The organism is Arthrobacter sp. Z1-9 (genome assembly GCF_054792695.1).
The window spans coordinates 975,779-994,632 of sequence record NZ_CP096456.1 but is presented as its reverse complement, the minus strand read 5'-3'; the positions used below and the strand labels follow the sequence as shown (position 1 = coordinate 994,632).

General features: G+C 62.2%; 7 protein-coding genes and 2 rRNA genes. 2 read left to right on the top strand and 7 right to left on the bottom strand.

The annotated features are described in order from the left end of the window. Positions 1–146 precede the first annotated feature (146 nt). From M1D93_RS04645 to M1D93_RS04625, 5 genes are all read right to left on the bottom strand, one after another. Positions 147–3,271, bottom strand: a 23S ribosomal RNA gene (locus tag M1D93_RS04645). A gap of 535 nt (positions 3,272–3,806) precedes the next feature. Next, positions 3,807–5,331: ribosomal RNA gene (locus M1D93_RS04640) — 16S ribosomal RNA — on the bottom strand. Together the 16S and 23S rRNA genes form the textbook arrangement of a ribosomal RNA operon. Before the next feature lie 475 nt (positions 5,332–5,806). Then, positions 5,807–9,505 carry a 1,4-alpha-glucan branching enzyme gene (locus M1D93_RS04635; protein WP_461173997.1) on the bottom strand — a complete coding sequence of 1,233 codons (3,699 nt, stop codon included), beginning with the start codon at positions 9,503–9,505 and terminating at the stop codon, positions 5,807–5,809. Between the two features lies 1 nt (position 9,506). Continuing rightward, positions 9,507–11,303, bottom strand: a complete 1,797-nt coding sequence (gene treS, locus M1D93_RS04630) for a maltose alpha-D-glucosyltransferase (protein ID WP_461173996.1) — start codon at positions 11,301–11,303, stop codon at positions 9,507–9,509. Next, on the bottom strand, positions 11,300–13,381 hold the full coding sequence (locus M1D93_RS04625) for an alpha-1,4-glucan--maltose-1-phosphate maltosyltransferase (protein ID WP_461173995.1): 2,082 nt from the start codon (positions 13,379–13,381) through the stop codon (positions 11,300–11,302). The genes treS and M1D93_RS04625 overlap by 4 nt, the downstream gene beginning before the upstream one ends. Before the next feature lie 153 nt (positions 13,382–13,534). Here M1D93_RS04625 and glgP point away from each other — a divergent pair, with 153 nt between their 5' ends. Together glgP and M1D93_RS04615 are read left to right on the top strand one after the other, a co-directional pair. After that, a complete protein-coding gene (gene glgP, locus M1D93_RS04620; protein WP_461173994.1) occupies positions 13,535–16,153 on the top strand; it encodes an alpha-glucan family phosphorylase in 2,619 nt (872 codons plus the stop codon). A gap of 34 nt (positions 16,154–16,187) precedes the next feature. Continuing rightward, positions 16,188–17,969: a thiamine pyrophosphate-requiring protein gene (locus M1D93_RS04615; RefSeq protein ID WP_461173993.1), complete on the top strand. Its 1,782-nt coding sequence runs from the start codon at positions 16,188–16,190 to the stop codon at positions 17,967–17,969. On the opposite strand, the gene M1D93_RS04610 is transcribed toward M1D93_RS04615, so the two are convergent. Both M1D93_RS04610 and M1D93_RS04605 read right to left on the bottom strand, forming a co-directional pair. Then, positions 17,966–18,322, bottom strand: coding sequence for a barstar family protein (locus M1D93_RS04610; protein WP_461173992.1), 357 nt, complete (start codon positions 18,320–18,322; stop codon positions 17,966–17,968). The genes M1D93_RS04615 and M1D93_RS04610 overlap by 4 nt on opposite strands. Positions 18,323–18,328: 6 nt before the next feature. Continuing rightward, positions 18,329–18,850 carry a guanyl-specific ribonuclease gene (locus M1D93_RS04605; protein WP_461173991.1) on the bottom strand — a complete coding sequence of 174 codons (522 nt, stop codon included), beginning with the start codon at positions 18,848–18,850 and terminating at the stop codon, positions 18,329–18,331. Positions 18,851–18,854: the final 4 nt, after the last annotated feature.

The window sequence follows — 18,854 nt, the reverse complement described above, 5'->3', positions numbered from 1 at the left end:
TTATGTAGTTGTGTTTTGTTCCGTGGGCAACGAACCGGTTTGGTTTGTTGTTTGGGAACCACATAGTGGACGCAAGCAGTCTTATTTATCTTTTTACCCTGCTTCATGGTGTGAACGTCTTTTGAATCCGTTCACGAAGAGGGTGTGTGGTGTAAGTTATCGGCCTATTAGTACCGGTCAGCTTCACGAGTCGTTAGTCCTCGCTTCCACATCCGGCCTATCAACCCAGTGGTCTGGCTGGGGGCCTCTCACACACGAGGTGTATGGAAATCTCATCTTGAAGCGAGCTTCCCGCTTAGATGCTTTCAGCGGTTATCCCATCCGAACGTAGCTAATCAGCGGTGCACTTGGCAGTACAACTGACACACCAGAGGTTCGTCCGTCCCGGTCCTCTCGTACTAAGGACAGCCCTTCTCAAATTTCCTGCGCGCGCAGCGGATAGGGACCGAACTGTCTCACGACGTTCTAAACCCAGCTCGCGTACCGCTTTAATGGGCGAACAGCCCAACCCTTGGGACCTACTCCAGCCCCAGGATGCGACGAGCCGACATCGAGGTGCCAAACCATGCCGTCGATATGGACTCTTGGGCAAGATCAGCCTGTTATCCCCGAGGTACCTTTTATCCGTTGAGCGACGGCCATTCCACAATGTACCGCCGGATCACTAGTCCCGACTTTCGTCCCTGCTCGAGATGTCTCTCTCACAGTCAAGCTCCCTTGTGCACTTACACTCGACACCTGATTGCCAACCAGGCTGAGGGAACCTTTGGGCGCCTCCGTTACTTTTTAGGAGGCAACCGCCCCAGTTAAACTACCCATCAGGCACTGTCCCTGACCCGGATTACGGGCCGAAGTTAGATGTCCAAAGTGACCAGAGTGGTATTTCAACGATGACTCCACCCGAACTGGCGTCCGGGCTTCAACGTCTCCCACCTATCCTACACAAGCCACTCCGAACACCAATACCAAACTATAGTAAAGGTCTCGGGGTCTTTCCGTCCTGCTGCGCGTAACGAGCATCTTTACTCGTACTGCAATTTCGCCGAGTTTATGGTTGAGACAGCGGGGAAGTCGTTACTCCATTCGTGCAGGTCGGAACTTACCCGACAAGGAATTTCGCTACCTTAGGATGGTTATAGTTACCACCGCCGTTTACTGGGGCTTAAATTCTCAGCTTCGCCTTGCGGCTAACCGGTCCTCTTAACCTTCCAGCACCGGGCAGGAGTCAGTCCGTATACATCGTCTTGCGACTTCGCACGGACCTGTGTTTTTAGTAAACAGTCGCTTCCCCCTGGTCTCTGCGGCCCCGATCCCCTCCGGACAGCGTGTGTCCATCAAGGTTGGGGCCCCCCTTCTCCCGAAGTTACGGGGGCATTTTGCCGAGTTCCTTAACCATAATTCTCTCGATCGCCTTAGTATTCTCTACCTGATCACCTGTGTCGGTTTGGGGTACGGGCGGCTAAAACCTCGCGTCGATGCTTTTCTCGGCAGCATAGGATCACCAAATCCCCCCAAACGGGGGTCCCATCAGATCTCAGGCATCATGAACAGCGGATTTGCCTACCGTTCGCCCTACATCCTTAGACCGGGACAACCATCGCCCGGCTTGGCTACCTTCCTGCGTCACACCTGTTAATACGCTTGCCTCCCAGGATCAGGTCCTGCGCTCCACCAAAACCCTTCACCCACAAGGGGTGTCAGGCAGGTCTCGGGCAGTTAGTATCCCCTGTTCAGCATGGGCGGTTTTTCGCCGGTACGGGAATATCAACCCGTTGTCCATCGACTACGCCTGTCGGCCTCGCCTTAGGTCCCGACTTACCCAGGGCAGATTAGCTTGACCCTGGAACCCTTGATCATTCGGCGGACGGGTTTCTCACCCGTCTTTCGCTACTCATGCCTGCATTCTCACTCGTGTAGGCTCCACCGCTGGTTTACACCGCGACTTCACTGCCCACACGACGCTCCCCTACCCATCCAGACGCCTGAACCACAAGGGCTTAGCTAAAATCTGAATGCCACAACTTCGGCGGTGTACTTGAGCCCCGCTACATTGTCGGCGCGGAATCACTTGACCAGTGAGCTATTACGCACTCTTTTAAGGATGGCTGCTTCTAAGCCAACCTCCTGGTTGTCTTCGCAACTCCACATCCTTTCCCACTTAGCACACGCTTAGGGGCCTTAGTTGGTGGTCTGGGCTGTTTCCCTCTCGACTATGAAGCTTATCCCCCACAGTCTCACTGCTGCGCTCTCACTTACCGGCATTCGGAGTTTGGCTGACGTCAGTAACCTTGTAGGGCCCATTAGCCATCCAGTAGCTCTACCTCCGGTAAGAAACACGCAACGCTGCACCTAAATGCATTTCGGGGAGAACCAGCTATCACGAAGTTTGATTGGCCTTTCACCCCTACCCACAGCTCATCCCCTCCATTTTCAACTGAAGTGGGTTCGGTCCTCCACGACGTCTTACCGTCGCTTCAACCTGGCCATGGGTAGATCACTTCGCTTCGGGTCTAGATCACGCCACTGCAACGCCCTATTCAGACTCGCTTTCGCTACGGCTTCCCCACACGGGTTAACCTCGCGACGTAACACTAACTCGCAGGCTCATTCTTCAAAAGGCACGCCGTCACAACTACAAGGCTGCTCCGACGGATTGTAAGCACACGGTTTCAGGTACTGTTTCACTCCCCTCCCGGGGTACTTTTCACCTTTCCCTCACGGTACTGGTCCGCTATCGGTCATTAGGGAGTATTTAGGCTTATCAGGTGGTCCTGACAGATTCACACGGGATTTCTCGGGCCCCGTGCTACTTGGGATACTCTCCAGGCGGTACACAACATTACGGTTACGGGGCTCACACCCTCTCTGGCCGGCCTTTCAAGACCGTTCACCTATGCCTGCACATCACACCCCACTGTCCCGGCAGAGACAGAACGGAAAGTCCCACAACCCCGACCATGCAACGCCCGCCGGCTATCACACATGGAACGGTTTAGCCTGATCCGCGTTCGCTCGCCACTACTAACGGAATCACTATTGTTTTCTCTTCCTGCGGGTACTGAGATGTTTCACTTCCCCGCGTTCCCTCCACGCACCCTATGTGTTCAGATGCGGGTCACCAGATCACTCGCGCGTCTGGCGGGGTTTCCCCATTCGGACACCCTGGGATCACAGTCCGGTTATCGACTCCCCCAGGCTTATCGCAGATTCCTACGTCCTTCTTCGGCTCCTAATGCCAAGGCATCCACCGTGTGCTCTTAAAAACTTGACCACAAAAGATCAAAAACGCTAATTTTCGAGAGAACCACGAAAACCAACCACACCCAACAACCACTCCCCAAAGGAAGCCATCATCACGCGCAGCCAGATCCAGGTTCATATTCTTGGAAATTGCTTCTTATAAAAGATGCTCGCGTCCACTATGTAGTTCTCAAACAACAACCCCAAACCACACACCCCACACACAACCCCACAAAAGAGAGGTCAACGCGCATGATCGGTGCAGCCAGGAAACCAGAAACAAACAAACCCGCAAACCAGCCCCCACAAAGGGACCAGTCCACAGCCCTGTTGCCTCAGGACCCAACAGTGTGCCAAACACTAAACCACCCATCAAACCCCCCGACCGTTCCAGGACACCTAAAGCATCCGTACTAGACCAGGAAAAAATCCAGGCGACCGCTATTTGTTGATATTCCACCCATGAGCACCCGCCGCAGAACAATCGTCTGCGCAACGGGCATTTACTCCTGACAAACCCACCACACTCACATACATGAGCCGGCGTCTTTGTAGGTGCTCCTTAGAAAGGAGGTGATCCAGCCGCACCTTCCGGTACGGCTACCTTGTTACGACTTAGTCCCAATCGCCAGTCCCACCTTCGACAGCTCCCTCCCACAAGGGGTTAGGCCACCGGCTTCGGGTGTTACCAACTTTCGTGACTTGACGGGCGGTGTGTACAAGGCCCGGGAACGTATTCACCGCAGCGTTGCTGATCTGCGATTACTAGCGACTCCGACTTCATGGGGTCGAGTTGCAGACCCCAATCCGAACTGAGACCGGCTTTTTGGGATTAGCTCCACCTCACAGTATCGCAACCCTTTGTACCGGCCATTGTAGCATGCGTGAAGCCCAAGACATAAGGGGCATGATGATTTGACGTCGTCCCCACCTTCCTCCGAGTTGACCCCGGCAGTCTCCTATGAGTCCCCACCATCACGTGCTGGCAACATAGAACGAGGGTTGCGCTCGTTGCGGGACTTAACCCAACATCTCACGACACGAGCTGACGACAACCATGCACCACCTGTAAACCGACCGCAAGCGGGGGACCTGTTTCCAGGTCTTACCGGTTCATGTCAAGCCTTGGTAAGGTTCTTCGCGTTGCATCGAATTAATCCGCATGCTCCGCCGCTTGTGCGGGCCCCCGTCAATTCCTTTGAGTTTTAGCCTTGCGGCCGTACTCCCCAGGCGGGGCACTTAATGCGTTAGCTACGGCGCGGAAAACGTGGAATGTCCCCCACACCTAGTGCCCAACGTTTACGGCATGGACTACCAGGGTATCTAATCCTGTTCGCTCCCCATGCTTTCGCTCCTCAGCGTCAGTTAATGCCCAGAGACCTGCCTTCGCCATCGGTGTTCCTCCTGATATCTGCGCATTTCACCGCTACACCAGGAATTCCAGTCTCCCCTACATCACTCTAGTCTGCCCGTACCCACCGCAGATCCGGAGTTGAGCCCCGGACTTTCACGGCAGACGCGACAAACCGCCTACGAGCTCTTTACGCCCAATAATTCCGGATAACGCTTGCGCCCTACGTATTACCGCGGCTGCTGGCACGTAGTTAGCCGGCGCTTCTTCTGCAGGTACCGTCACTTTCGCTTCTTCCCTACTGAAAGAGGTTTACAACCCGAAGGCCGTCATCCCTCACGCGGCGTCGCTGCATCAGGCTTGCGCCCATTGTGCAATATTCCCCACTGCTGCCTCCCGTAGGAGTCTGGGCCGTGTCTCAGTCCCAGTGTGGCCGGTCACCCTCTCAGGCCGGCTACCCGTCGTCGCCTTGGTAAGCCATTACCTCACCAACAAGCTGATAGGCCGCGAGTCCATCCAAAACCACAAAAAGCTTTCCACCCCCCACCATGCGATGAGGAGTCATATCCGGTATTAGACCCAGTTTCCCAGGCTTATCCCAGAGTTAAGGGCAGGTTACTCACGTGTTACTCACCCGTTCGCCACTAATCCCCGGTGCAAGCACCGGATCATCGTTCGACTTGCATGTGTTAAGCACGCCGCCAGCGTTCATCCTGAGCCAGGATCAAACTCTCCGTTGAAGTAAAACAAAAACAGAAACCACCAAGAAACCACGGGAAAACGCGGCAACCAGGCAGCAAAAATTTGAAACCAGCTGTCAAAACCAGACCACCCACAGGGGCGGGCAGCCCGGCAAATTCAACCAATTCATAAAACAAATCGGTATCAACAAACTTGGCACACTATTGAGTTCTCAAACAACAGACACACCCGGCACCACCCAACCACACGGTTCAGGATCGCTCCGGAGCAACTTTTCAAACTTACCCGCTGACTTCTCACTTGTCAAACCGGCGTCCGCGACGTTCTTCAGCTCGAGGCTTTGGTTGTCGGTTTTTCCGTCTGACTCTGTGGAGCAGCGCGGAAATTAACTCTACCACCACTCTCCGGAGATAGCCAACCGGGGCCCTGAGGCCGCTCCCGGCGGGCGGCCAGATCAGCGGAAAGGCCCGGAACCACAAGGATTCCGGGCCTTCCGAAAGGTTCAGGCAGGAATCAGGCGGACGATGCTGATCCCGGCTTGAAGTAAGCAGCACCGAGCGGCGGCAGGGTAACGCTCAAGGTGGCGGGCTGCCCGTCCTGCCCCTCATCCGTCGCCTTCAGCTCACCGGCGTTCAGCACACCTGATCCGCCATAGGTGGTGGCATCGGTGTTCAATACCTCTGTCCACGCACCTGGCTCAGGTACTCCGAGGGTGTAGCCGGCATGCGGCGCTCCCGAGAAGTTGATGGCACAGACCAGGGGGTTGCCCTCCTTGTCCCAGCGGATGAACGACAGCACGTTCCGCTCGGCGTCTCCCCCGTTGATCCACTGGAAGCCGCCGGGCTCGTTGTCCCGGCTGTACAGCGCAGGGGTGGAGGCGTACAGCTCGTTGAGGTCCTTGGTCAGCAGCTGCAGTCCCTTGTGGGCCGGAATGTCCGCGAGCCACCAGTCCAGACCGTGCTGCTCGGACCATTCCGCTTCCTGGCCGAATTCGGTACCCATGAAGATGAGCTGCTTGCCCGGGTGGGCCCACTGGTATGCCAGGAACGCACGGAGGTTGGCCAGCTGCTGCCAGCGGTCGCCCGGCATCTTGCGGAGCATGGAGCCCTTGCCGTGGACTACCTCATCGTGGCTGATGGGGAGCAGGAAGTTTTCCGTGAAGGCGTAGACCAGGGAAAAGGTGACGGTGCCGTGGTGCCACCTGCGGTTCACCGGGTCCTCGGACGCGTACTTGAGCGAATCGTGCATCCAGCCCATGTTCCACTTGAGGCCAAAGCCGAGGCCGCCGTGGCTGGTGGGACCCGTAACGCCGGGGAAGGCGGTGGATTCTTCGGCGATCATGACAGCCCCGGGGTGCGTCTTGTACACCGTGGCGTTGACTTCCTGCAGGAAGGAGATGGCTTCAAGGTTTTCCCGGCCGCCGAAGCGGTTGGGCCGCCACTGCCCCTCGTCGCGGGAGTAGTCCAGGTACAGCATAGAAGCGACGGCGTCCACGCGCAGACCGTCAATGTGGAACTCGTCCAGCCAGTACAGGGCATTGGCCACGAGGAAATTGCGGACCTCGGTGCGGCCGAAGTCGAAGATCAGCGTGCCCCAGTCAGGGTGCTCACCCAGGGCGGGATCGGCGTGTTCGTACAGGGGCTCGCCGTCGAACTGGGCCAGGGCCCAGGCGTCCTTGGGGAAGTGCGCAGGCACCCAGTCCAGCAGGACCCCGATGCCGGCCTGGTGGAGTGCGTCCACCAGGTACCGGAATTCGTCCGGGTGGCCGAACCGGGAGGTGGGGGCGAAGTACGACGTGACCTGGTAACCCCACGATCCGCCGAAGGGATGCTCCGCCACCGGCATGAATTCCACGTGGGTGAAGCCAAGCCACTTGACGTAGTCCACCAGTTCCTTGGCCAGTTCCCGGTAGCCGAGGCCAAGCTTCCATGATCCGAGGTGGACTTCATAGACGCTCATGGCCGAGTTGTGCGGATCCCGCTGGGCCCGGGCCTCCATCCATTCGTCGTCCTTGAAAGCGTACGAGGGCTCAACCACCCTCGACGCCGTCAGCGGGGGAACCTCGGTGCCGAAGGCCAGCGGGTCAGCCTTCTCGACCCAGTGGCCGGCCTTGGTGCGGATTTGGAATTTGTAGCACGCACCGACTGCAACCCCGGGAACGAAAATCTCCCACACGCCGGAGGAGCCAAGGGAGCGGAGCGAGTTTTCGCGTCCGTCCCAGGCGTTGAAGTCGCCGATAACGCGGACAGCCTGTGCGTTGGGGGCCCAGACAGCGAAGGACACACCGTCCACGTCCCCCAGGGACGACTTGTAGTGCTGGACGTGGGCGCCCAGGACTTCCCAAAGCTTCTCGTGCCGGCCTTCGCCGATGAGGTGCAGGTCAACTTCACCCACGGTGGGCAGGTAGCGGTAGGGCTCGTCTACGGTGACTGGTTCAGCACCCGGGTAGGTTACGGCCAGGCGGTAGTCCGGGACGTGCCCCTGCTGCAGCGGCTCCAGAACGGCAACCCACACGCCGTGGGCTTCATGTTCCATCGGGATTTCGCCGGCCGCGGTGATGACCGTCACGGCTTCCGCCAGGTGCTTCACGGTACGGATGGTCACGTGCCCATAGTCGTCCAGGTGCGCGCCCAGGATGGAATGGGGTGCGTGGTGTTCACCGTTCGCGATCCTGCCCAGGATGCCCGCATCCACATACAGCGGCACCCCCGGACGGTCCGTTCGTGCTGAGCCTGTCATTTCGTTACCTTCCGATGCTGCCCCGGCCTGGTCGCCGGCGCCGTTACCGCTGAGGAGCCGTCTGGCGGCGTTCACAGGGATCGCCAGCCAGTCCGGCCTGTTGCGCATTTCATAAACTACTTCGTACAGTGCCTTGTCCAGCCACAATGCCACAAACAGGGGCGAGTCCCTGTCCACAGTGCCGGGAGTGACGCCGGCGTATCCGGCAAGGAAGGCCTCGGCGCAGTCATCAACCCAAGTGGCCGGCACTTGGGCGCCTTCCTGTTCGCGCTGCGCCGCTCCTGCCGCGTAGTCGAAGGACCGCAGCATGCCCACGACGTCGCGCAGGGGAACATCGGGAACGTTTCGCTCTGCGATGGGACGCAGTGGTTCACCTTCGAAGTCGAGGATCGCCCAGCGTGGCGGGTTTCCGGCCTCTCCGGGGACCTGGAGGATCTGGCCAAGGTGGAGGTCGCCGTGGATCCGCTGGAGCGGACCGGCTGCCACGCCGTCGAGCCCGTGCAGGAGGTCGTCCAGTGCGTCATCGTAGGGGCCGACGGCGGAGGCGGCTTCCGCCCAGGCCTGCCGGACGCGCTGGGCTACGGCAGGGGCAATCACCTTGCCGGGTTCAGCCTCCGCTGATTGCCCCAGTGCTTCTGCGAGGCGGCGATGGACCGTGGCGGTGGCGGCACCCAGTGCCCGCGCCTCGGCCGTAAAGTCCGTTCCGGACCTTGCCGCGTCAACAGCAAGGCGCCAGGCGTCGCGCCCGCCGGCCAGGAACTCATGCGCCACCGCCAGCTCCCCCTGGACGTACCGGGAGCCGGAGCCCGGTCCGTCGGAGGAAGGCATGCCGTGCGCCAGCCATTCGCCGCGCACCCAGCCAAGGGTCGCCGGAACTTCAGTGGTGCCCGCCGACGTGAGGGCAGCACCCACCTCAACCTCCGGGTTGGTCCCCTCGGACAGGACGCGGAAGAACTTCACGATGGCGGCCGATTCGCCGTCGTCCACGATTACTGAACTGTTGGACTGCTCCCCCGACAGGACCTTCACCACGCCACGGGCAGTGGGAAGGCGGTGGTTACCCGGGGCGCGGAACCCGGTAGCGGTGCCGCTGGGCGCCTTGTCCTCGCTGCGCATCAGCTCAAGCCAGCCGCCAACGAAGTCCGGATCGTGCACGGCGTCATAAACCCATGGCTTGGTCGGATCCATCCCGGCGGCCTCCCCGACCAGCGCGCGCTCCATGCCCGCCGCGGGCGCGGGCCGGAAACTCAAGGGGACCTGGACAACGGCCGTGCGGCGGCCGCCGTCGGCTCCCCTGGTGGTCACCTTCAGCAGGAACACTTCGAGCCCTGCGTGGCCGGAGGGATCCTCCAGCCCCAGGCTGCCGGCCTGGGACAGCTCAAAGCCGGGCGTCTTTATGGGAAACCAACGCTGCCTTGGAAGCCATTCCTGAAGCAACGAGGTAAGGGCGGGGGTAAGGATGGGCTGGTTCATGTCAGTTCTCAATCGAGAGGATCGGCATTGCCTGCGTATAGGGGGACGAAGGATTGGACGCTGCCGACCGGATCCTCAGCCAGAAGAAATCGTGGCTGCCCAGAGTCAGCGTCAGCGTCCCGTCCTCGTTGATGCCAGGAAATGGCTGGCCGCCAAATACATCACGAAGGCCGCGTCCGCCGTAATCGGGGATACGGAGCCTTGCGGCCACTGGGTGCTGCGAGAGGTTGAAGGCACACAGAATGGATTCGCCGTCCACACCGGCGGAGTTGCCGCTGGGCAACTCCCGGAGGTAGGCCAGCACGGCGTCATGGTCGGCCGCGACGTGCTTGAAGGTGCCCAGGCCGAAAGCCGGGTGGTTCTTTCGGACGCTGAGGATCTGCCGTGTCCAGCGAAGCAGGGAGCCTGAGTGGGCGGCTTCAGCCTCAACGTTTGCCATGTTGTAGTTGTAGACCAGTGACTGGATGACCGGCAGGTAGAGCTTGCCCGGGTCCGCGTTGGAGAAGCCTGCGTTCCGGTCCGGGTTCCACTGCATGGGCGTCCGGACGGCGTCCCGGTCTTCAAGCCAGATGTTGTCCCCCATGCCGATCTCGTCCCCGTAGTACAGGAATGGACTGCCTGGAAGCGAGAGCAGCAGGGCGTTGATCAGTTCGATTTCTGCCCGCGAGTTGTCCAGCAGGGGCGCGAGCCGGCGCCGGATGCCGATGTTGGCACGCATGCGGGGGTCCGGCGCGTACCAGCCGAGCATGGCTGCGCGCTCATCGGCGGTAACCATTTCGAGAGTCAGCTCGTCGTGGTTCCGCAGGAAGGTGCCCCACTGGGCGCCGTCGGGAATGTCCGGCGTGTCCTGCATCGTCTCGATGATGGGTGCGGCCTTCTGGTCCCGGAGCGCGTAGTACAGGCGCGGCATGATCGGGAAGTGGAACGCCATGTGGCACTCGGGTTCCGCTTCCGTTCCGAAATACTCCACCACCTCGTTGGGCGGCTGGTTCGCCTCGGCGATGATGACCCGTCCGGGGTAGCTCTCGTCCACCATGGCGCGGAGCCTGCGGAGGAACTCATGGGTGGCGGGCAGGTTCTCGCAGTTGGTCCCTTCTTCCTCAAAGAGGTAGGGGATGGCGTCGGCCCGGAACCCGTCGATGCCCTGGTCCAGCCAGAACCGGACCACGTCAAAGAGTGCGTCGATGACCTTGGGGTTCTCGAAGTTCAGGTCCGGCTGGTGGCTGAAGAACCGATGCCAGAAGAACTGCCGGCGGATGGGGTCAAAGGTCCAGTTCGATTCCTCGGTGTCCACGAAGATGATGCGGGCGTCCTGGTACTTTTCGTCCGTGTCGCTCCACACGTAGAAGTCGCCGAACGGTCCGTCCGGGTCCTTCCGCGATTCCTGGAACCAGGGGTGCTGGTCGGAGGTGTGGTTCAGGGGCAGGTCGATGATGACCCGCACTCCCCTGGCGTGCGCTTCAGCAACCAGCCGCTTGAAGTCGGTGATGGTGCCGAACTCGTCCAGAACTGAGTTGTAATCGGAGATGTCGTAACCCCCGTCACGCAGCGGCGACTGGAAGAACGGCGGCAGCCAGAGACAGTCCACGCCCAGCCACTGCAGGTAGTCAAGCCTGTCGATGAGGCCCGAGAAATCCCCGGAACCGTCACCGTTGGCATCCGCAAAAGCCCTGACGAGGACCTCGTAGAAAACTGCCTTCCGGTACCACAGCGGATCGTGCTGCAGGCCCGGCGCATTCAGTTCGAAGGTGCTCTTCGGCGTGAAATGCTGGCCCGAACTTTGCGGATTAAAACTCACTGATGCATTCTCCTCACGCTGAGGATGTGCGCAGGCTCCACGTGCGGATCAAGCCGAACGTAGTTGTATTCGCCCCATTCCCAGCTTTCACCGGAAATGAGGTCGTCCACGTGGAAGCCGCCATTTGCTGTGAGGTCCTCAGCGGCCAGCTCGAGCACTGCGAGGTCCAGCGACACACTGCATTCCTTGGTGACGTGGGGATCCAGGTTGACCACCACGATAATGGTGTCCTTGGATCCGTCGGGGAGGGTCTTGTGCTTGGAGTACACAACTGTGGAGTCGTCAGTGCTGTGGTGCACCGTCAGGTTCTGCAGGTCCTGCAGCGCCGGGTGGCTGTGGCGCACCTCGTTCAGCCTGGTGATGTACGGAGCAAGTGTCCGTCCTGACTGGGCGGCCGCATCCCAGTCCCGTGCCTTGTACTCGAACTTCTCGTTGTCGATGTACTCCTCGGCCCCCGGCCGGGCAACGTGCTCGTACAGCTCATACCCCGCATAGACACCCCACAACGGGCTTGCCGTGGACGCCAGGGCTGCCCTGATCTTGAACGCTGCCGGGCCGCCGAACTGGAGGTATTCCGTGAGGATGTCCGGGGTGTTCACAAAGAAGTTTGGCCTGAAGAAGGCCGAAGACTCGTGGCTGACCTCGTTGAAGTACTGTTCGATTTCCTTCTTGGTGTTGCGCCACGTGAAGTACGTGTAGGACTGCTGGAATCCGGCGCGGCCCAGCGCGTGCATCATGGCGGGGCGGGTGAAGGCCTCGGCGAGGAACACAACTCCCGGAACCTCCTTATTAACCTGGGCAATAAGCCACTCCCAGAACCACACAGGTTTGGTGTGCGGGTTATCAACGCGGAATATCTTTACGCCGTGGCTGACCCAGAGCAGGACTATGCGGAGAATTTCGTTGGAGAGCCCCTCCGGGTCATTATCGAAATTGAGCGGATAAATGTCCTGGTACTTCTTGGGCGGGTTTTCCGCGTAGGCAATACTGCCGTCCACCCGGGTGGTGAACCACTCGGGATGCGACTCAACCCACGGATGGTCCGGGGCGGCCTGCAGTGCCAGGTCCAGGGCGACTTCCAGGCCGAGTTCATTGGCCCGCGCCACAAAGGCGTCAAAGTCCTCAAACGTCCCGAGGTCGGGGTGGATGGCGTCGTGGCCGCCCTCCTTCGCGCCGATGGCCCAGGGCGAGCCGGGATCGTTCGGGCCCGCGATGAGTGTGTTGTTGGGCCCCTTGCGGTGCTGGACGCCGATGGGATGGATGGGCGGCATATAGATGACGTCAAAGCCCATGGCGGCAACAGCGTCGAGCCGTTGCGCGGCGGTGCGGAAGTTTCCGGAGGTCCAGGTGCCCGTGTTGTGATCCTTGACTGCGCCTTCGGAGCGGGGGAAGAACTCATACCAGGCGCCCCGGCCGGCCAGGTCCCGCTCAACCAGCAGCGGGTACTGCTCTGATACCGTGACCAGTTCGCGGATCGGCTGGTGCGCGACAACGCCGGTCACCGCGTGGCTGAATCCGGCCCCGAGGCGCTCCTCCGTGCTGAGGGAGGGGTCAGCCAGCTTATTGGCGGCATCCCGGAGGACGCCCCTGTCCCACTCGCTGCGGGAGTCGTCGTCGGCCGCTTCAGCCAGCAGGGCGGCACCCTCGGCGAGCATCAGCTCGACGTCGATGCCGGCTTCCACCTTCACCTCTGCGTTGTGGTGCCACGTGCCGTAGCGGTCGTGCCAGGCTTCGATGACAAAGGACCAGTTGCCAGTGTCCGACGGCGTGAGGACGCCTTCCCAGCGGTCGGTCCCCATGCCGCGTTCCCCGCGGGGCGGCGTGAGCCTGACGCGCTGGCGTTCCTGGCCGGCCGGATCCAGGAGCACGGCACTGACCCCGAGCTGGTCGTGCCCCTCCCGGAAGGCGGTGGCCCCCACCACGATTCCCTCGCCCGGCAGGGCCTTGGCGGGGAATTTTCCACCCTCCACCACCGGCTGCACAGCCGTGATGGGGAAACGTCCGAACCGCAGGCCTTCCGTGATGCGGCCCTGCGGCTTTTCCTTTGATGCGGCAATGGTTCCTGAGTTAGTCGTCACAGCCTCGACGTTAGCGAGAAATGGCCAGGAATGCTAAGCCTGCGCACTATTTTCGTTGCGGCCTGTGTCATTTCCTCCGCCCCAACTGTCATTTACGCAAAAGAAACCCAAAGCTGGTTCCAGCCGCGCATGTTGTCCGTTAGTGTGACGCAGGTGAAGGCAATCCGCAGATTTACGGTCCGTACAGTCCTCCCCGAACCAATCCGGCCGCTGGCCCGGCTGGCGACTAATTTGCGCTGGTCCTGGCACCGCCCCACCCGGGAGCTCTTCGCCGGGCTGAACCCGCGGCTTTGGGTGGAAAGCGGTGAGGATCCCGTGGGTTTCCTGGGCTTGGTAAGCCGTGAGGAGTTCCAGCAGCTTGCTGCAGACCAGTCCGTGGTGGACCGTGTCCGCGCCGCCGAGGAGGACCTCGACCGGTACCTTGAGCAGCCCCGCTGGTACCAGAGCCTGGGCCCGGACGCGCCGGCGTCGATTGCCTACTTCTCCCCCGAATTCGGCATCACCGAAGTCCTCCCCCAGTACTCCGGCGGCCTGGGCATCCTGGCCGGTGACCACCTCAAGGCTGCCTCGGACCTGGGCGTGCCCCTGATCGGCGTCGGCCTGCTGTACCAGGCCGGATACTTCAAGCAGTCACTGTCCCGGGACGCCTGGCAGCAGGAAACCTACCCGGTCCTGGATCCCGACGGCCTGCCGCTCACCCTCCTCCGCGAGCCTTCCGGCGACGGCAACGGCCAGCCGGTGCAGATCTCCCTGCCACTTCCCAACAACCGCCGGCTGTTGGCACACATCTGGCGTGCCGACGTCGGACGCGTCCCCCTGCTGCTCCTGGACTCGAATGTTCCGGGCAACGACGAAGCCGCCCGCAGCATCACGGACCGCCTCTACGGCGGCGGCGGCGACCACCGGCTCCAGCAGGAACTGCTGCTGGGCATGGGCGGGGTCAAGGCGCTGCGCGCCTTCCAGAAGCTCACCGGGACCCGCGCTCCGGAAGTGTTCCACACCAACGAGGGCCATGCCGGTTTCCTGGGCATCGAGCGCATCCAGGAACTGATGGCCGGGGACGAGGCACTGACCTTCGACGAAGCGTTGGCTGCCGGCCGCGCCTCCACTGTTTTCACCACGCACACCCCGGTACCAGCCGGCATCGACAGGTTTGAAATCTCACAGATCCACCACTTCTTCCAGGCGGGGCTTGCACCGGCTGTGCCCGTGGACCGGATCCTGGAGCTGGGCCGCGAAAATTACGCGAACGGCACCCCGTCCGTCTTCAACATGGCAGTGATGGGCCTGCGGCTGGCGCAGCGGGCCAACGGTGTGGCCAAGCTGCACGGCGAAGTGTCCCGCGGGATGTTTTCCGCGCTCTGGCCCGGCTTCGACCACTCGGAAGTGCCGATCACCTCCGTGACCAACGGCGTGCACGTGCCCACCTGGGTGGACAGCCGGATTTCAAAGCTGGCCCGGGACCAGTTCGGCAGCGAAGCTGAAGCGCTGGGCCGGTGGGACCTTGCCTACAACGTCAGCGACACCGACGTGTGGGCGCTGCGGCGCGAGATGCGGGTCGCGCTGGTTGAGGACGTCCGCCGCCGGCTCCGTGCCGCATGGAAGCAACGCGGCGCGGCCGACGCCGAGCTGGGCTGGACGGACAACGTGCTGGACCCGGACATACTCACCATCGGGTTCGCCCGCCGCGTCCCCACCTACAAGCGCCTCACCCTGATGCTGCGCGAGCCGGAACGGCTCAAGGCACTCCTCCTGCACAAGGAACATCCCATCCAGCTGGTGATTGCCGGCAAGTCCCACCCCGCCGATGACGCGGGGAAGAAGATGATCCAGGACCTGGTCACCTTCACCGATGACCCGGAGGTCCGGCACCGCATCGCCTTCCTGCCCAATTACGACATCGGGATGGCACGGACGCTGTTCCCGGGCTGCGACGTCTGGCTGAACAACCCGCTCCGGCCGCTTGAGGCCTGCGGAACGTCCGGCATGAAGGCCGCGCTCAACGGTTCGCTGAACCTTTCAGTCCTGGACGGCTGGTGGGATGAGATGTACGACGGCGAAAACGGCTGGGCGATTCCCACGGCCAACAATGACGCATCGCCGGAGGAACGCGACGATATCGAAGCCGCCGCGCTCTACGAGCTGCTTGAGACGCAGGTTGCCCCGCGTTTCTACGGCATCACGGTGTCCGAAGCCGCAGGTGCTGCGGGGCCGTCGACGTCGGGCACGGAGAAGGTGCCCACCCACTGGGTGTCGATGATCAAACACACCCTCTCGCACCTTGGCCCGGCCGTTTCCGCCGAGCGCATGCTGCGCGACTACGTAAACATCCTCTACCGTCCCGCTGCGGAGGCCGGCAGGAACGCCGGCGCCAACTCCTATTCCCAGGCCCGCACTTTGGCGGCCTGGACGGCGAAGGTCCGCGCCGCCTGGCCCCAGGTGCATGTGGAACACGTGGACTCCGTGGGGGTCTCCGAGGACCCGCAAATCGGCGACACGCTCCAGGTGAACGCCTACGTGGCACTGACCACTCTCACCCCGGAGGACGTCAGCGTGGAGGTGGCCTACGGCAGGGCGGAGGAAAGCGACACCCTCGCGGACATCACGGTGATGGAACTGAAGGTCCAGGAAGACCTGGGCAGCGGCCGGCACCTGTTCAGCGGTTCGCTGGTGATCGACCGTTCCGGGTCCTTCGGATACACCGTCCGGGTGCTGCCCCGGCACGACGCACTGGCCTCGAAGGCTGAGCTGGGCCTGATCGTCAACGCCTAACAGACAGGGACAGAACCCATTGCAGGAGGATCCCATGAACGACCGGACCGTGGCAGACCTGATCGTGGAGCGGCTCGAAACGTGGGGCGTCAACCGCGTGTTCGGGTACAGCGGAGACGGGATCAACGGGTTTATGGGCGCCCTCCGCCGGGCGGAGGGCCGGGTTGACTTCGTGCAGGCACGGCACGAGGAAACCGCTGCATTCATGGCGGTCGGGCACGCGAAGTACACCGGCGGCGTGGGAGTGGTGACGTCCACGCAGGGACCGGGCGCCGTCCACCTCCTCAACGGCCTCTACGACGCCAAGCTCGACGGCGTGCCCGTGGTGGCGATCGTGGGGCAGCAAAGCCGTACCGTGCTGGGCTCGGCCTACATGCAGGAAATCGAGCTGACCGTCCTGTTCAAGGACGTTGCAGCCCAGTTCGTGCAGCAGGTCAACGCCCCGGAGCAGCTTCCCATGGTCCTGGACCGCGCCTTCCGCACCGCCAGGGCCACCTCTTCGCCGTGCGTGGTGATCCTGCCGCACGACATCCAGTCCGCGCCCGCACCGCAGCTGGAACAGGAACATGGCATCGTGGTCACCGCGCCGTCCTGGAGCACGTCCGCGAAGTCGCCCCGCGGTGAGGACCTGAACGCTGCCGCTGCGATCCTCAACAATGCGCAGAGGGTTGCGCTTCTCGTGGGCCAGGGCGCCCGGCATGCGGCCGCAGAAGTAGTGGCCGTGGCCGAACAGCTGGGCGCGGGGATCGCCACGAGCCTCCTCGGAAAGCCGTACGTGGACGAAACCCTGCCGTTCGCCGTGGGCACCATGGGACACCTGGGCACCACCGCCAGCGCCCATCTGCTGGGCAACTGCGATGCGCTGCTGATTGTCGGCTCGAACGATCCGTGGACCGAGTTCTATCCACCGCCCGGAGCGGCACGGGCTGTACAAATTGATATCGACGAGCGGAAGATCGGCAACCGCTACCCTGTGGAAGTGGGGCTTGCCGGCGACGCGGCAACGGCCCTGCAGGCCCTTGGTTCGCGGCTCAACCAGCGGCCGCCCGGGCAGTGGCGGGCCGACGTCGAGCAGGAAGTCACGCGCTGGCGGGCACTGGCCGAAGAACGGGCCGCAGTGCCTGCCATGCCCGTCAACCCGGAAAGGGTGGTGCGGGAGCTCAACGGCAGGCTTCCGGCCAACGCCCAGGTGAGTATCGACGTCGGCAGTTGCGTTTACTGGTACGCCCGCCAACTGATCCTTCCGCGGGGCGTGCCGGCCCACCTTTCAGGCACGCTGGCAAGCATGGGCTGCTCCATCCCGTACGGCATTGCGGCCAAGCTTGCCCACCCCGACCGGCCCTTGGTGGCGCTGTCCGGGGATGGTGCCATGCAGATGGCAGGGATAGCCGAATTGGTGACAGTGGCCCACCGCTGGCGGCAGTGGCAGGACCCCCGGTTCGTCGTTTGCGTCTTCAACAACCGGGAGCTCACCGAAGTGACGTGGGAGCAGCGCGAGTCCGAGGGCGAGCCGCGATTCCGGGACAGCCAGGAGCTCCCGGACTTCCCGTTCGCGGGTTACGCCGAACTGCTGGGCCTCACGGGCATCCGGGTGGACGATCCCGAGCTTCTGGGCGATGCCTGGGAGCGGGCGTTCGCGGCCGACCGGCCTGTGGTGATCGAAGTGCTGACCGACCCCGAGGTTCCCCTCCTGCCGCCCTTCCCGGGAGGCCGCGAGAAGGCAGACAGCATGCGCAAGGCCCTTGCCGAGGAGGAGGGCGGCGGCCGGGCCCTGGACCTGCTGGAGACATATGCCGGGCAGGAAGAACGTGCTTAGAGCATGACGGCTGTGACGGCGAGGTCCTTGCCGGCGTAGCGCTCGGCGTCCTGGAGGATTTCGCAGATGACTCCGAAGGACCGGTCGCCGCGGAAAGGCGCCGCTACCTGCCACAACACGGTGACCGGCGGGTTGCCGTTGTCCGTGATGCTGTCCGCGAAGTCATGCAGGGAATCGTTGAGGGCATCCAGGTTCACGCCGTAGTGTTCGGGGAAGTTGAGGACCTCCCCGAAGGTTTCCAGGACTGCCTTCTTGCTGTCAGCGGCGGGAACCACCAGGCTGCGGCGTCCGGCGTCAGCTACCTGTTCCTGCAGTTCTTCCAGGGTCCAGGTGTCTCCGGAGTAAATCTTCATGGTTGCCTAGCTGCCTTCTACTATGAATCGAAACGTCCCGTAGTGGTCATCTGTGTAGTACTTCTCGCCGCCGTGGCCGGCCACGATGCGCCGGGCTCCCCGGTCTGATTCCCCCGGTGTTGGCACCGTGTATTCGCGGTAGTAGCCCCTGTCCCGCCGAGGCAGGATCCGCTCGAAGTTCCCGAAGGTCTCGTCGTCCTGGCGGTAACTGTAAGGTCCCCCGGCGCGGATGAGGGCGAGCGTGCGGCGGCCTTCAGCCGGCAATTCAGACTCCCGCACCTCCGGCAGCCGGGAAGGGTTCTCCTGCGCCTGGGGTTTGCGTGCGGTATGTCCCTGACCGGAGCCTGCAGCGGGGGAACCCTGGGCGGAGGGTCCTGTGGCGGCACCCGCCGCCGGCGAGGCACTCGACGCGCCCTCCGGCGTCGTACTGTCCGTCAGCTGGCCTAGGATTCCGGTGCCGCCGAACGCGAGCAGCCCCAGTACCACGAGCACCGTCAGCACCAGGGGCAGGACATTGCGGTTGCGCATTGCG

Coding starts and splice junctions, on each gene's coding strand:
- M1D93_RS04635 (WP_461173997.1), bottom strand. CDS start 9,505: ATGAACCAGCCCATCCTTACCCCCGCCCTTACCTCGTTGCTTCAGGAA.
- M1D93_RS04605 (WP_461173991.1), bottom strand. CDS start 18,850: ATGCGCAACCGCAATGTCCTGCCCCTGGTGCTGACGGTGCTCGTGGTA.
- M1D93_RS04615 (WP_461173993.1), top strand. CDS start 16,188: ATGAACGACCGGACCGTGGCAGACCTGATCGTGGAGCGGCTCGAAACG.
- M1D93_RS04610 (WP_461173992.1), bottom strand. CDS start 18,322: ATGAAGATTTACTCCGGAGACACCTGGACCCTGGAAGAACTGCAGGAA.